The sequence below is a fragment of the Streptomyces sp. NPDC111507 genome (assembly GCF_055638955.1).
Genome location: NZ_JBVKBU010000002.1, coordinates 89451 through 104080, shown reverse-complemented (window position 1 = coordinate 104080; position 14630 = coordinate 89451). Strand labels below are relative to the sequence as shown.

The following is a 14630-nucleotide window of genomic DNA, read 5'->3' as shown; positions in this document are numbered from 1 at the left end:
TCCCGGCTGCGTGCGCCCCCGCTCTGAGCCACTGTGGTGGTTGTGGCGATGCCCATGCCCCCGGCGGCCGTCACGGCACACCCGGCTGATCGGGCCAACGCAGTACGGTCCGCGTCAATCGTCGTGGGCGGCTCGTCGGCGACGAACAAGCCGAACAATCGGCAGAAAGCCAATCCCATGTGTCTTGCTGCAGGTAACGCCGCCGAAGCGGCCAGTGCTACGCCTCGTCCCGCCTTCGGGCCCGCGGTGGACCCCATTCCTCTTGAACCGGTCGACGAGGTCGAGATCACGATTCTCGTCGACAACGTCTACGACGCCCTGCTGGGCGGCGATGAGCGCACGCGCCGTGCTCCCTTCAGCGTCGGTGTCGAGCCGGCGCCGCACTTCGAGGAGGGCGAGACCTTCGTCGGCCTCGTCGCCGAGCACGGCTTCTCCGCGCTGGTCACGATCAAGCGGCTCGGACACACCGGCTCGCTGCTGTTCGATGCCGGGCTCTCGCCGACGGGAATGGTCCTCAACGCCGACCGGCTCGGCGTGCGCTTCGACGATCTCCAAGCGGTCGTGCTCAGTCACGGCCACTTCGACCACACCGGAGGTCTGGCCGGGCTCGCGGGACGCCGGCGCGCCTCAACCATGCCGATGCTCGTACATCCCGAGGTGTGGACTCGCCGTCGCGTGGTGCTCCCGGGTTCAGAGATCCAGCCGTTTCCCACCGTCAGCAAGAAGGCTCTGCGCCAGGAGGGATTCGACGTGGTGGAACGGCGCGTACCCTCCCTGCTCCTCGATGAGAGCGTACTGATCACTGGCGAAGTCGACAGGACAACTGAGTTCGAACGGGGCATGCCGCCCAGTCATGAGGCGTGGACGGGCGAGCGGTGGGCACACGACGCGAAAGTCATCGACGATCAGGCCCTCGTCGTGAACCACCGGGGGCACGGACTGGTGGTGCTGACCGGCTGCGGCCACGCCGGCGCGGTCAACATCGTTCGGCACGCCCTACGCCTCACCCAGGTCGACCGGCTCCATGCCCTCGTCGGCGGACTGCATCTGAGCGGGCCGGCATTCGAACCGATCATCCCGCCGACCATCACCGCCCTGGCGCAATTCGCGCCGAGCCTGGTCGTTCCCGGCCACTGCACAGGCTGGCGTGCGCAGCATGCACTGGCTGCCGCGCTCCCGTCGGCCTGGGTGCCAAGCTCGTCCGGCACCTCGTTGCACCTCGAGAGCGCGCCCGCCTGACGGAGCGAGCACGTGGCACAGAAGCGTAGGAAGTTCGGTCCTGAGTTTCGGGACGAAGCGGTCAAGATGGCGGCCGTGGAGTCCCGCCCGATCGCCGAGGCCGCCCGAGAGATATACGTGAACGAGGGAACGCTGGGCACCTGGGTCAGCCGGTATCGGCAAGAGCACGCCGGGGGGAGCCTCCCCTGAACATCAGCGAACGCGCCCGCCTGCGCGAACTGGAACGCGAGAACCGGAAACTCCGTATGAAGCGCGAATACGAGTGACACGGCCTGTCCCAAGATTGAAGCCCGTGGACTTTGGTTCAGGGGCTTCGCTGTTCCCGGGCGGATTCCATCGGTTCGGCTTGTGGCGTTTGGCGACCACAGTGTCATCAGCCCCACCGGGAGACGATGGCTTCCTCGACGCTGAAGATCCCATCACACTCGGCGCACTGCGCGTCACCGAAGACGTAGGTCAATTTGCGTGCGATATCCGGCGCGCTCACGCGGGAGCGCCCCGCGGCGCGTGGCTGCGGGGCGCCTTGTGGGGTTTAGTCGACAATCATCCCGTCGTACTTACCACCCCAGCATTTGACGGTGTTGTGCAGATAGGGCGTTCCGCCGCCCTCCCTGCACTGAGAAGGAGTGGTGTAACCTGAGCCGCCACCCTGTGCGGTGGCGGTGGCGGCGCCTGTGAGGCCGAGTCCGGCGAGGGCTGCCGTGGCGATGACGGCGGCGAGGATTCGTCGAATGCGCATTTGGTTTCCCTTTCACGGATTGCCTCGGTTGGGGCACTAGCCAGCTTGATCTTCACCCATGTGGGTGGCACGTCATGTTGCGCCATTCGGGTGACATTGCTGTCGGGTGCGGGGTCGGTGACGCGACCCGTCGGACAGGCCCTAGCGCTAGAGGTGCAGCGAGTGGTCCAAAGCTCACCCGCGCTATCGGCTCAGGCATCGCCTAGCGCCGCCCGGTACGCCTCGTATCGAACCCAGGCGTCTTCGAACATCTCGATGGCGGCTGGGATGGCGTCGCACCCTTCGAGATAGGCGCGCTGGCCCGACCGCCCCTTCCGTACAGCCCCCCGACGTCGTCAGGGGTGCCCTACGCGCGAGGAGCGCGTGAGTGTGTCGGAGGTGTGTCCCGTGTATCGCAGATGGTGCGCGGACAGTGAGAGACAACGAGAAAGAGCGGGAGTCAGTGAGACTGTCTCCCGCTCTTTCATGTCGGCATCCGCCCTGGTCAGATCACACTTTCAAGTTTCTGACCGGCGAGTGCCCCCGGCAGGATTCGAACCTGCGCACACGGCTCCGGAGGCCGTTGCTCTATCCCCTGAGCTACGGGGGCGTGTCGGGCGCGGTGTTCGCGGCGACGGGTAGAACCCTACCAGCTCTTTCGTGGGGGGCTGGCATGGGTTTATGTGGGGGCGGGGCGGTGTTCGGGGGAGGGGGAGTGGGGGCGTCCGCGAGGGGCGTCCTTGGGGTGGTCGAGGCCCCCGTACGGGGGTGGAAGTGGGGAAAACCCGGACGGCGCGGTGGGCGCGGACCTACTCTCGAGTTGTGCCAGGCGCGTCCGGTCGGGTGCTTGTTGTGGACGACAACAAGGTCATCCGGCAGCTGATCAGGGTCAACCTCGAGCTGGAGGGCATCGAGGTCGTGACCGCGGCCGACGGTGCCGAATGCCTGGACGTCGTGCATCACGTGCGGCCCGATGTGGTGACCCTGGATGTGGTCATGCCTCGGCTCGACGGGTTGCGTACCGCCGCCCGGCTGCGTGCCGACCCCCGGACCCGGAATCTTCCCCTCGCCATCGTCAGTGCCTGTACGCAGTACGAGGTCGAGAGCGGACTGGACGTCGGCGTTGACGCCTTTCTTGCCAAGCCCTTTGAACCTGCCGAACTCGTGCGTCTCGTACGGGAGCTGATGGAGCGGCGGGGGAGCGGGAGTGGGGCCGGTGGTGGCGGTGCTTTTGGCGGGCAGACGTTCGGGCCCGATGAGCTTGGCGCCGAGGAGCTCGGGGCCGAGGAGGCCCAGCGCGCCGGTCATTGAGCGGGCGCCGCGCCGCTGAGGGGTGAGGAGCCGACGGTGGTCGGCCCTGCGGGCACGTGCCCGCCCGTGTGTCGGTGATCGGTGATTGACGATTGGTGTTGCGTGAGAGTGGGAGGGGCCGTCGCCCGGATGCGGTCGTCGTGCGGCTCCGGCCCTACTTCGCCGGTGTCCCTGCACTCCGTCCGGGTTGCCGTACCCCCTACCCCGTCCACGTCGTTCCCGGTACTCCGACACCACGGTCGACACTCGACGACGTGGACGGTCACTCCCCCTCGCCAGTGAGAACACCCTTGCCCTCCGTACCCCGTCCACATCCCGGACCCTTGCCAAACGGAGTCGCCTACCCACCCCCCTCCTCCCCTACGCTTGTCCCGTGACCCCCGTCGAGCTCTCCCGCACCGTGCTGCGCGCGGTGCGTCGTGCCGTGGACGAGGGTGAGCTGAGTGTGGTCGTGCCGGTGCGGGCGGTGGTGACGCCGCCGGGGCCGGGTGGGTGTGGGGACTACGCCACGAACATCGCGTTGCAGTTGGCGCGGCCCGCCGGGCGGCCGGCACGGCAGGTCGCGGAGATCCTGCGGCCCCACCTCACCCGCAGCGAAGGTGTCGCCGACGTCGCGATCACCGGGCCGGGGTTCCTCAACATTCGGCTGGGGGGTGGCGCGGGCGCCTCTCTCGTGCGGGAGATCCAGCGCCGACGTGACGCCTATGGGTACGGCGACGTCCTCGCCGGGCAGATCGTCCCGCTCCGGGTCCCGTACGACATCCGGGCCGAAGTCGTCGCCGACACGCTCGTACGGATCGTGGCCACCCAGGGCGGCCGTGCGGAGGTGCACCACATCCATCCCTCGCGTGCCGAGTCGGCGGCCCCCGAGTTCTCGCGTGCCGAGCCAGCAGGCACCGACCGCTCGCGCGCCGAGCCCGCGAGCGCCAACCTCTCGCAGGCCAAGACAGCGGGCGCCGATCCCTCACACGCCAACGCGCCGCAGGCCGATCCCTCGCGCCCCCACCGCCCGCGTCCCCACCATCCCCACCCCCGGATCACAACCCTCCGCCCCACCCCCGCCCCCGAAGACCCCACCCCCCTCGGCCCCGACGCCGCGCGGTGGGCCCTGCTGCACCCCGCGTCCCACGATCGGCCGCGGATCAGCGCCGATCACCTGCTTCAGCGGGAGAGCAACCCCCTCTTCCGGGTCCGGTATGCCCACGCCCGCACCCGGGCCCTCACCCGTAACGCCGCCGCGCTCGGCTGCACCGGCGACCCCGGTGACGTACCCGGCGGCGACGAGCTCGTCGGGGCGCTCGCCGGGTATCCGGCCGTGCTGACGCAGGCGGCCCTGCACCGGGCGCCCGACCGGCTCGCCCGGCACCTCGTCACCACCGCCGACGCCCTCCTCGCCTTCCAGCACACCGTGCTGCCGCTCGGCGACGAGAAACCCTCGGCCGCCCACCGCGCCCGGCTCGCGCTCGCCGAAGCCGCCGGGACGGTGCTGGCCGGCGGCCTGTCCCTGCTCGGCATCAGCGCCCCTGACTATCTGTGACCGTCTGTGAGAGAAAAATGAGCCGTTCCGCACACCCCGCCGGCCCCCGTCACGCCGATGTCCTCACCGAGGGCCACTACAGCGCCCCGCCCGCCGACCTCAACGCCCTCGACCCCAAGGTCTGGGCGCACACCGTCAGCCGTACGGACGACGGAGTCCTCAGTGTCGGTGGGATGGAAGTCACCCGGCTCGCTGAGGAGTTCGGCACCCCCGCCTACTTCATCGACGAGGCCGACTTCCGCGATCGTGCCCGTGCCTGGCGGACCGCCTTCGGGCACGACGCCGATGTCTTCTACGCCGGGAAGGCCTTCCTCTCGCGCGCCGTCGTGCGGTGGCTGCACGAGGAGGGGCTCAACCTCGACGTGTGCTCCGGCGGTGAGCTCGCCACCGCCCTCTCCGCCGGGATGCCCGCCGACCGCATCGCCTTCCACGGCAACAACAAGTCCGAGGAAGAGATCACCACCGCCATCGTGAGCGGGGTCGGGCGGATCGTTCTCGACTCCTTCCAGGAGATCGTCCGCGTCGCCCACATCGCGCAGTCCCTCGGCAAGCGGCAGCGGGTGCAGATCCGCGTGACCGTAGGGGTCGAGGCGCACACCCACGAGTTCATCGCCACCGCCCACGAGGACCAGAAGTTCGGGATCGCGCTGGCCGACGGGCAGGCCGCGGAGGCGGTGCGGCGGGCGCTCGCGCTCGACGGGCTCGAGCTCGTGGGCATCCATTCGCACATCGGTTCGCAGATCTTCGACATGGCCGGGTTCGAGGTCGCCGCCCGGCGGGTGGTGTCGCTGCTGGCCGCCGTTCGTGACGAGCACGGGGTCGAGCTGCCCGAGATCGACCTCGGTGGTGGTCTCGGCATCGCGTACACGAGTGACGACGATCCCCGCGAGCCGCACGAGATCGCGAAGGCGCTGGGCGAGATCGTCACGCGGGAGTGCGAGGCCGCGAAGCTGCGGACGCCCCGGATCTCGGTGGAGCCGGGGCGGGCCATCGTCGGGCCCACCGCCTTCACGCTCTACGAGGTCGGCACCATCAAGCCGCTCGAAGGGCTGCGGACGTACGTCTCCGTCGACGGGGGCATGTCCGACAACATCCGGACCGCGCTGTACGACGCCGAGTACAGCGTCGCCCTCGTCTCGCGTACCTCCGACGCCGAGCCCATGCTCGTCCGCGTCGTCGGCAAGCACTGCGAGAGTGGCGACATCGTGGTCAAGGACGCCTTCCTGCCCTCCGACCTGGCCCCCGGCGATCTCATCGCCGTACCCGCCACGGGTGCCTACTGCCGGTCCATGGCCAGCAACTACAACCACGCCCTGCGCCCGCCGGTCGTCGCCGTGCGCGACGGTGAGGCATGGGTGATCGTCCGCCGGGAGACGGAGGAGGACCTCCTGCGTCTCGACGTCGGATGACCGGCCGGTCGAGGGAGGAATGACCGAGGCTGGTCGAGCTCGGGACGACCGGGCGGGCGAGCTCGGGACGACCCGCTGGGCGAGGTCGGAAGGGACGGTCGGCGCAGGTGGAAGATCTCCTGTCGCCGGCGGTCGGAAAAATGAAATAGATGTCTCACGATCCGGACCATGGATAGAAACTCCCGTCCGGTGAGTGAGACTGGTCCAACCGTAGACGGTATGAGGAAACGAGGTCGGATGATGCGTACGCGTCCGCTGAAGGTGGCGCTGCTGGGCTGTGGGGTTGTCGGCTCAGAGGTGGCGCGCATCATGACGACGCACGCCGACGACCTTGCGGCCAGGATCGGGGCCCCCGTCGAGCTGGCGGGCGTGGCCGTCCGCCGGCCCTCCAAGGTGCGCGAGGGCATCGATCCCGAACTCGTCACCACCGACGCCACCGCCCTCGTCAAACGCGGGGACATCGACGTCGTCGTCGAGGTCATCGGCGGTATCGAGCCCGCCCGCTCCCTCATCACCACCGCCTTCGAGCACGGCGCCTCCGTCGTCTCCGCCAACAAGGCGCTCCTCGCCCAGGACGGGGCAGCCCTGCACGCGGCGGCGGAGGCGAACAACCGGGACCTCTACTACGAGGCCGCCGTCGCCGGCGCCATCCCGCTGATCCGGCCGCTGCGCGAGTCCCTCGCCGGTGACAAGATCAACCGCGTGATGGGGATCGTCAACGGGACGACGAACTTCATCCTCGACAAGATGGACTCCACCGGGGCCGGCTATCAGGAAGCCCTCGACGAGGCCACCGCGCTCGGGTACGCCGAAGCCGACCCGACCGCCGACGTCGAGGCGTTCGACGCGGCCGCCAAGGCCGCCATCCTCGCCGGAATCGCCTTCCACACGCGTGTGCGCCTCGACGACGTGTACCGCGAGGGCATGACCGAGGTCACCGCCGCCGACTTCGCCTCGGCGAAGGAGATGGGCTGCACCATCAAGCTGCTCGCCATCTGTGAGCGGGCGGCGGACGGGGGATCGGTGACGGCGCGCGTGCATCCGGCGATGATTCCGCTGAGCCACCCCCTCGCCTCCGTGCGCGGCGCGTACAACGCGGTGTTCGTCGAGTCGGATGCCGCCGGGCAGCTCATGTTCTACGGGCCGGGCGCCGGCGGCGCCCCGACCGCTTCCGCCGTGCTCGGTGACCTCGTCGCCGTCTGCCGCAACAAGCTCAGCGGTGCGACCGGGCCCGGCGACTCCGCGTACACCCAGTTGCCCGTCTCGCCCATGGGCGAGGTCGTGACGCGCTACCACATCAGCCTCGACGTGGCGGACAAACCTGGTGTTCTCGCCCAGGTGGCCACCGTTTTCGCCGAGCACGGCGTATCGATCGATACGGTGCGCCAGCAGGGACGACAAGACGGAGGCGGCGAGGCCTCTCTCGTCGTCGTCACCCATCGAGCGTCCGACGCGTCCCTGAACGGGACCGTGCAGGCGCTGCGCAGCCTCGACACCGTGCGGGGTGTCGCCAGCATCATGCGGGTTGAAGGAGAGTAACCAGCAATGACCCACCAGTGGCGCGGAATCATCGAGGAGTACCGGGACCGGCTTCCGGTGTCCGACAGCACGCCGGTCGTGACGCTCCGTGAGGGCGGTACGCCGCTCGTGCCCGCGCAGGTGCTCTCCGAGCGCACGGGCTGCGAGGTCCACCTGAAGGTGGAGGGCGCCAATCCGACCGGGTCCTTCAAGGACCGCGGTATGACCATGGCCATCACCCGGGCCAAGGAGGAGGGCGCGAAGGCTGTCATCTGCGCCTCCACCGGCAATACGTCCGCCTCCGCCGCCGCGTACGCCGTGCGTGCGGGCATGGTGTGTGCCGTGCTCGTCCCGCGGGGCAAGATCGCCATCGGCAAGATGGGCCAGGCCCTCGTGCACGGGGCGAAGATCCTCCAGGTCGACGGCAACTTCGACGACTGCCTGACGCTCGCGCGCTCGCTGTCCGACAACTACCCGGTGGCGCTGGTCAATTCGGTCAACCCGGTGCGCATCGAGGGGCAGAAGACCGCCGCCTTCGAGATCGTGGACATGCTCGGCGACGCGCCCGACATCCACGTCCTGCCGGTGGGCAACGCGGGCAACATCACCGCGTACTGGAAGGGCTACACGGAGTACGCCGCCGACGGCATCGCCGGGCGCACCCCGCGCATGTGGGGCTTCCAGGCCTCCGGTTCCGCGCCCATCGTGCGCGGCGAGGTCGTCAAGGACCCGTCGACGATCGCCACGGCGATCCGCATCGGCAACCCGGCCTCGTGGAAGTTCGCGCTGGCCGCACGGGACGAGTCCGGCGGCTTCATCGACGAGGTGACGGACCGTGAGATCCTGCGCGCCTACCGGCTGTTGGCCGCACAGGAGGGTGTTTTCGTCGAGCCCGCGTCCGCCGCGTCGGTCGCCGGTCTGCTGAAGGCCGCCGAGCAGGGCAAGGTCGACCCCGGCCAGCGGATCGTCTGCACCGTCACTGGAAACGGGCTCAAGGATCCGGACTGGGCCGTTGCGGGCGCCCCGCAGCCGGTTACCGTTCCTGTGGACGCGGCCGCGGCGGCGGAGCGGCTCGGACTGGCGTAAGACAAAACGGCCGGAAGGCAAAGGGGCCGTAAAGCATAGGGGCTCGGACCGGCGGGCGGCGGGGTGGACAGAGTGGCGTAAAGCCGCCTGGCGCACATCCGCCAAAAGCCGTCGGGGCCTGTCAGAGGCCATCAGCGGCGGGCGGATTTCGCCAGAACTTGGCGAAATCCGGCCGCTGTCAAGGTCACCCCTACCGCAACCCGACAGGGGGTGCACGGGGGGCTTACGACACGCATCGTGCGCCTCCTGTGCGCCCTATGTCGCCACAGAACCTTCCTTCGATAGGCTGTACCGAACCCGCCCGCCGCATATGCCGCGGTGCCGCGCCGTCAGTGCAGTCAGGACAGTCACTGCGTCTCCGGGTCTTCCGTACGTATCGCAGTCCCTCTCGCAGTTCATCAGAGTTCATCCGAAACACGCAGTTCCTCTCGCAGCACATCGAAAATCTCGTACATCACGCAGCTCAAGGAGAGTCATCGAGCGATGGCCGGTCCAGCGTTCCGCGCCGCCGCCGTCCGGGTGCGCGTCCCCGCCACCAGCGCCAACCTCGGGCCGGGCTTCGACGCCTTCGGCCTGTCACTGGGGCTGTACGACGACGTGGTCGTCCGGGTGGCCGACTCCGGGCTGCACATCGACATCGCAGGTGAGGGCAGCGAGACGCTGCCCCGCGACGAGAACCACCTCCTCGTACGCTCCCTGCGCACCGCCTTCGATCTGCTGGGCGGACAACCGCGCGGCCTCGAGATCGTCTGCGCCAATCGCATTCCGCACGGGCGGGGTCTCGGCTCCTCCTCGGCCGCCATCTGCGCCGGAATCGTCGCCGCACGCGCCGTGACCATAGGCGGCGACAGCAAACTCGACGACAGCGCGCTTCTTGAGCTCGCCACCGAGATCGAGGGCCATCCCGACAATGTCGCGGCCTGTCTGCTGGGTGGATTCACGCTCTCCTGGATGGAGGCCGGAGCCGCGCGGGCGATCAGGATGGACCCTGCCGATTCCATCGTTCCGGTGGTTTTCGTTCCCGGAAAGCCGGTGCTCACCGAGACCGCGCGTGGTCTGCTGCCGCGTACCGTTCCGCACGTCGACGCCGCCGCCAACGCGGGCCGGGCCGCACTGCTCGTCGAGGCCCTCAGCCGGCGCCCCGAGCTGCTGCTGCCCGCCACCGAGGACCGGCTGCACCAGGAGTACCGCGCCCCGGCCATGCCGGAGAGCGCGGCGCTGGTGGAGCGGCTGCGGGCCGACGGCATCCCCGCGGTGATCTCCGGCGCGGGCCCCACTGTCCTCGCGCTGGCCGACGAGGAATCCGCCGACAAGGTCGCTCATCTCGCAGGTCAGGGCTGGGCCGCCAATCGGCTGGACCTCGACGAGGCGGGGGCGTGCGTCCTGCCGCTCGCTCCGGCGGGCGTCCATTAATAGCGCGCGGTTGCCGGATTTGGAGAGGGGGAATGTTTGTTGGATCCGGTAGTGTTAACCTCAAGTCTGCACCCGACCCCACCATGGCGAGGTGCTTCGTGTCCCCGTCCGGGACAACCATTCTTCCGGGAGCCTCCCAAACTGCTTTGTGCCATGCATTGGGTGCTATGCGCTGAGCAGTGCTGAGCACGCTCCGGAACCGGCGTGACCGTGCCGATGACACCGCAATTCAGTGCCACGGCTCCGGAATCGTCATCACCAGATATGTCTTCCGCCTCTTTGGCGGACCACCGCCCCGGCACGGTCCACACAGCAAGGACCAATGCCGGACAGCACAACCGGTCGCCGAGCCAGACAGGCCGACGTCCGCTCCAGGGAAGGACCCTTCGTGAGCGACACCACCGATCTGATGGGCGCACGTGTCGAGGAGACCGCTGCCGCGCCCGCCACGGACGCCTCTGCCGCGCCTGCCTCCGGTGCCGGCTCCCGGCGGCGCCGCGGTACCGGCCTCGAGGGCATGGTGCTGGCCGAGCTGCAGCAGGTCGCGTCCGGCCTCGGTATCAGGGGCACCGCGCGGATGCGCAAGAGCCAGCTGATCGAGGTCATCAAGGAGGCGCAGGCGGGCGGGGGTGCCCCGGCGAAGACCGCCGAGGCCGCCACCGAGACCAAGCCGAAGCGCCGGGCCACCTCCAAGGCCCGTACCGGCGACGACGCCGCTCCGGCCGCCGAGAAGAAGGCCGCCGAGAAGCCCGCGGCCGAGAAGGCCGTGGCCCAGCAGCAGATCGAGATCCCCGGCCAGCCGGCCAGCGACGACGCCCCCGCGGGTGAGCGCCGCCGGCGCCGTGCCGTGGCCGAGGCCGGCAGCCCCGAGACGGTCACCGCCGAGGCGAAGAGCGAGCCGAAGACCGCCGTCGTCGAGGCCCCCGCCGAGACCAGGACCGACGCCGGTGACGGCGTCGACGGTCGGCAGGGCCGCCGGGACCGCCGTGACCGCGGCGAGCGTGGCGACCGCGAGCGGGGCGGCCGTGACCGTGACCGCCGCGGTGGCAAGGGCGACGAGCAGCAGCAGCAGGGCCAGGGTCAGGGCCAGGGCGGCGCCGGTCAGCAGCGCCAGGACCGGCAGGACCGTCAGCAGCAGGGCGGCGGCCGTCAGGACCGCCAGCAGCGTGACAACGGCCCGCAGGACGACGACGACTTCGAGGGCGGCCGCCGCGGCCGTCGCGGGCGCTACCGCGACCGTCGGGGCCGTCGTGGCCGCGACGAGTTCGCCACCAACGAGCCGCAGCTCGCCGACGACGACGTCCTGATCCCCGTCGCGGGCATCTTGGACATCCTCGACAACTACGCGTTCATCCGTACGTCCGGCTACCTGCCGGGCCCGAACGACGTGTACGTCTCTCTCGCCCAGGTCCGCAAGAACGGTCTGCGCAAGGGTGACCACGTCACGGGTGCGGTCCGTCAGCCCAAGGACGGCGAGCGCCGCGAGAAGTTCAACGCGCTGGTGCGCCTGGACTCGACCAACGGCATGGCCCCCGACTCCGGGCGCGGGCGACCGGAGTTCAACAAGCTGACGCCCCTTTACCCGCAGGACCGCCTCCGCCTGGAGACGGACCCGGGCGTGCTGACGACGCGCATCATCGACCTCGTCGCGCCGATCGGCAAGGGCCAGCGTGGTCTGATCGTGGCCCCGCCGAAGACCGGCAAGACCATGATCATGCAGGCGATCGCCAACGCGATCACGCACAACAACCCCGAGTGCCACCTGATGGTCGTCCTGGTCGACGAGCGTCCGGAAGAGGTCACCGACATGCAGCGGTCGGTGAAGGGCGAGGTCATCTCCTCGACCTTCGACCGCCCGGCCGAGGACCACACCACGGTCGCCGAGCTCGCCATCGAGCGTGCCAAGCGCCTCGTGGAGCTGGGCCACGACGTCGTCGTCCTGCTCGACTCGATCACGCGTCTGGGCCGTGCGTACAACCTCGCCGCCCCGGCCTCCGGCCGCATCCTGTCCGGTGGTGTCGACTCGACGGCCCTCTACCCGCCGAAGCGCTTCTTCGGTGCCGCGCGCAACATCGAGGACGGCGGCTCGCTGACCATCCTCGCGACCGCGCTCGTCGACACCGGGTCCCGCATGGACGAGGTGATCTTCGAGGAGTTCAAGGGCACCGGCAACGCCGAGCTCAAGCTCGACCGGAAGCTCGCCGACAAGCGCATCTTCCCGGCGGTGGACGTCGACGCGTCCGGTACCCGTAAGGAAGAGATCCTGCTCGGCAGCGACGAGCTCGCCATCACCTGGAAGCTGCGTCGCGTGCTGCACGCGCTCGACCAGCAGCAGGCGATCGAGCTGCTGCTCGACAAGATGAAGCAGACGAAGTCGAACGCCGAGTTCCTGCTGCAGATCCAGAAGACGACGCCGATGCCGGGCAACGACTGACGACATCCGCACAGCTGAGGGCCGCTCCCGGTGACGGGGGCGGCCCTTTGTGCTCCCTGGGACACATGTACGATCGCGCTCTCTTTCAACGTATGAGTCTCAGGGGGGACTTGAGTGGATACGTCCATGTCCGGGCGCGGTCGTCACAGACGCCGGATACGCATCGCCGTGCCCGTCGCGGCGGCCACCTTGGCGGCGGCCGTCGGGGGTGCGCTCCTGATGTCGTCGGCGAACGCCGCCACCGCGCAGCCGGCTCCGCTCGCCAGGACGACCGGTACCTCGCCGAGCCTGGCCACGCTGGAGAAGCGGATCGCCAGGGCCATCGCGAGTGACGGCACGGCCGGACAGTCGACGACGAAGTCCTCTCCGAGCACGAGCACGAGCACCGGCACGAGCGCGAGCGCGAACACGAGCAGCGCCTCCGTCGACCCGAAGATCATCGGCGGCACCACGACCACCATCACCACCGCCCCGTGGATGGCCCAGCTCTTGTACTCCGACGACAAGGGCACCAGCAGCACCAGCGACGACGTCGGCTTCTTCTGCGCCGGCTCCGTCGTCTCGCCGACGAAGATCCTCACCGCCGCGCACTGCGTCAAGGGCTACGACTGGAAGGCCCACGGCGCCGTCGTCACCGGCACTTCTCAGCTTCCCTCGGCAGGCGGAACCGATCTGCACGGCGGTACCGCCAGCTTCGTGTCGCGGCAGTGGAACCACCCCTCGTACAACGCGTCGACCATCGACAACGACATCGCGGTCCTCACGTTGGACGGGCCCGTCAAGGCCAAGCCGATCCGGATGACGACGTCGGGCGACACCGCCTCGTACGCCTCCGGCACGAAGGCGACGCTCTACGGCTGGGGCCGCACCTCCTCCGCCACCCAGGACATCTCCCAGACCCTGAAGACGGCCACGCTGCCCATCAAGTCCGACGCCACGTGCGGCGGCTACTACGGCGGCGAGTTCATCAAGGGCCACATGGTCTGCGCGGGCAACCCCGCGACCGGCAGCGACACCGGCACCACCTCGGCCTGCAACGGCGACTCCGGCGGCCCGCTGATCGTGGGCGGCCGCATCGTGGGCGTCGTCTCCTGGGGCGTGGTGGACTGCGTCGACAAGGGCGCGTACAGCGTCTTCACCAAGGTCAGCTCGTACGTCGGTGCCGCCTACCCGCGCGTCGACGACGCGAACCTGAGCGGTGACCACAAGGCCGACCTGTTCGTGCGCAACTCGTCCACGAAGACGCTGTACGAGAAGGACTCCAACGGCACTTCGTTCGGCGCCCGGCAGTCGTGGGGCGGCTGGAGCACGTCGAACGTCGTCCTGCAGACCGACCTCGACCGGGACGGCTTCCAGGACGTCGTCGAGCGCCACACCTCCAACGGCGACATCCACTGGTGGCACTACCTGCCGTCCACGGGCAAGTGGGCCGACACCAAGCTCTTCAGCGACTGGAAGACCCGCACCCGCGTCGTCGCCCCGGGCGACGTCACCGGTGACGCCCTGCCCGACCTGCTCTCGGTCGACTCCGGCGGCGTCCTGTGGATCTACCCGGGCAAGGGCAACGGCACCTTCTCGGCCCGCGTCAAGGTGAGCTCCGGCTGGAACCAGTACAACTCCCTGCGCGCCCACGGCGACTTCACCGGCGACGGCAAGGCCGACCTGATCGCGCGCAGCAAGACCGGCTCGTACGTCTACCTCTTCAAGGGCACCGGCAAGGCGGGCTCCGGCGCGTTCTCCAGCCGGATCAAGGTGCGCACCTGGGCCGGCTACAACGCCTTCGACGCGGTGGGCGACGTGACCGGTGACGGCAAGGCCGACTTCCTGGCCCGTACGCCTGCCGGCACGCTCTACCTCTACCCCGGTACCGGCAAGGCGACCAGCGAGATCTTCGCCACAGCCATCAAGATCGGCACTGATTTCAAGCAGTACGACCTCTTCGGCTGAAGCCGCAGGTGAGCGGGG

General features: G+C 69.3%; 12 protein-coding genes and 1 tRNA gene. 10 read left to right on the top strand and 3 right to left on the bottom strand.

Features of this window, described 5'->3' with window-relative positions; translation table 11 throughout:
- Positions 1–123: 123 nt before the first annotated feature.
- Both ACZ7M2_RS07965 and ACZ7M2_RS07960 read left to right on the top strand, forming a co-directional pair.
- Positions 124–1239, top strand: a complete 1116-nt coding sequence (locus ACZ7M2_RS07965; RefSeq protein ID WP_471594595.1) for an MBL fold metallo-hydrolase — start codon at positions 124–126, stop codon at positions 1237–1239.
- A gap of 12 nt (positions 1240–1251) precedes the next feature.
- Positions 1252–1428 (top strand): transposase, encoded by a 177-nt coding sequence (locus ACZ7M2_RS07960; protein WP_471594594.1) that lies wholly within the window; start codon positions 1252–1254, stop codon positions 1426–1428.
- Between the two features lie 343 nt (positions 1429–1771).
- Here ACZ7M2_RS07960 and ACZ7M2_RS07955 read toward each other — a convergent pair whose 3' ends face one another.
- Together ACZ7M2_RS07955 and ACZ7M2_RS07950 are read right to left on the bottom strand one after the other, a co-directional pair.
- Positions 1772–1978: a hypothetical protein gene (locus ACZ7M2_RS07955; protein WP_471594593.1), complete on the bottom strand. Its 207-nt coding sequence runs from the start codon at positions 1976–1978 to the stop codon at positions 1772–1774.
- 517 nt (positions 1979–2495) lie between these two features.
- Positions 2496–2567, bottom strand: a tRNA-Arg gene (locus ACZ7M2_RS07950).
- A gap of 158 nt (positions 2568–2725) precedes the next feature.
- Between ACZ7M2_RS07950 and ACZ7M2_RS07945 the strand changes: the two genes are divergently transcribed.
- The 7 genes from ACZ7M2_RS07945 to rho all read left to right on the top strand — a co-directional run bounded on the left by ACZ7M2_RS07945 (position 2726) and on the right by rho (position 12665).
- Entirely contained in the window at positions 2726–3268 is a 543-nt protein-coding gene (locus tag ACZ7M2_RS07945; protein WP_471594592.1) for a response regulator, read from the top strand.
- Between the two features lie 373 nt (positions 3269–3641).
- Positions 3642–4805 (top strand): ArgS-related anticodon-binding protein NrtL, encoded by a 1164-nt coding sequence (gene nrtL / locus ACZ7M2_RS07940; RefSeq protein WP_471594591.1) that lies wholly within the window; start codon positions 3642–3644, stop codon positions 4803–4805.
- A gap of 17 nt (positions 4806–4822) precedes the next feature.
- The gene (gene lysA / locus ACZ7M2_RS07935) at positions 4823–6214 is read left to right on the top strand and encodes a diaminopimelate decarboxylase (protein ID WP_471594590.1); all 1392 of its coding nucleotides are present in this window, start codon (positions 4823–4825) and stop codon (positions 6212–6214) included.
- Between the two features lie 240 nt (positions 6215–6454).
- A complete protein-coding gene (locus ACZ7M2_RS07930; protein ID WP_352052755.1) occupies positions 6455–7753 on the top strand; it encodes a homoserine dehydrogenase in 1299 nt (432 codons plus the stop codon).
- 6 nt (positions 7754–7759) lie between these two features.
- Positions 7760–8818 carry a threonine synthase gene (gene thrC, locus ACZ7M2_RS07925; RefSeq protein WP_352052741.1) on the top strand — a complete coding sequence of 353 codons (1059 nt, stop codon included), beginning with the start codon at positions 7760–7762 and terminating at the stop codon, positions 8816–8818.
- Between the two features lie 483 nt (positions 8819–9301).
- Entirely contained in the window at positions 9302–10231 is a 930-nt protein-coding gene (gene thrB / locus ACZ7M2_RS07920) for a homoserine kinase (RefSeq protein ID WP_471594589.1), read from the top strand.
- Positions 10232–10619: 388 nt separating this feature from the next.
- On the top strand, positions 10620–12665 hold the full coding sequence (rho, locus tag ACZ7M2_RS07915) for a transcription termination factor Rho (RefSeq protein WP_471594588.1): 2046 nt from the start codon (positions 10620–10622) through the stop codon (positions 12663–12665).
- 143 nt (positions 12666–12808) lie between these two features.
- On the opposite strand, the gene ACZ7M2_RS07910 is transcribed toward rho, so the two are convergent.
- Positions 12809–13177, bottom strand: coding sequence for a hypothetical protein (locus ACZ7M2_RS07910; RefSeq protein WP_471594587.1), 369 nt, complete (start codon positions 13175–13177; stop codon positions 12809–12811).
- Between ACZ7M2_RS07910 and ACZ7M2_RS07905 the strand changes: the two genes are divergently transcribed.
- Positions 13143–14612, top strand: coding sequence for a trypsin-like serine protease (locus ACZ7M2_RS07905; protein ID WP_471594586.1), 1470 nt, complete (start codon positions 13143–13145; stop codon positions 14610–14612). The two genes, ACZ7M2_RS07910 and ACZ7M2_RS07905, sit on opposite strands and share 35 nt — an antisense overlap.
- Positions 14613–14630 lie beyond the last annotated feature (18 nt).

What these genes read in the sequence shown, in the direction of transcription:
- ACZ7M2_RS07955 (WP_471594593.1), bottom strand. Translation starts at nt 1,978, where the DNA reads ATGCGCATTCGACGAATCCTCGCCGCCGTCATCGCCACGGCAGCCCTC.
- lysA (WP_471594590.1), top strand. Translation starts at nt 4,823, where the DNA reads ATGAGCCGTTCCGCACACCCCGCCGGCCCCCGTCACGCCGATGTCCTC.
- ACZ7M2_RS07930 (WP_352052755.1), top strand. Translation starts at nt 6,455, where the DNA reads ATGCGTACGCGTCCGCTGAAGGTGGCGCTGCTGGGCTGTGGGGTTGTC.
- thrC (WP_352052741.1), top strand. Translation starts at nt 7,760, where the DNA reads ATGACCCACCAGTGGCGCGGAATCATCGAGGAGTACCGGGACCGGCTT.
- thrB (WP_471594589.1), top strand. Translation starts at nt 9,302, where the DNA reads ATGGCCGGTCCAGCGTTCCGCGCCGCCGCCGTCCGGGTGCGCGTCCCC.
- ACZ7M2_RS07905 (WP_471594586.1), top strand. Translation starts at nt 13,143, where the DNA reads ATGGCCCAGCTCTTGTACTCCGACGACAAGGGCACCAGCAGCACCAGC.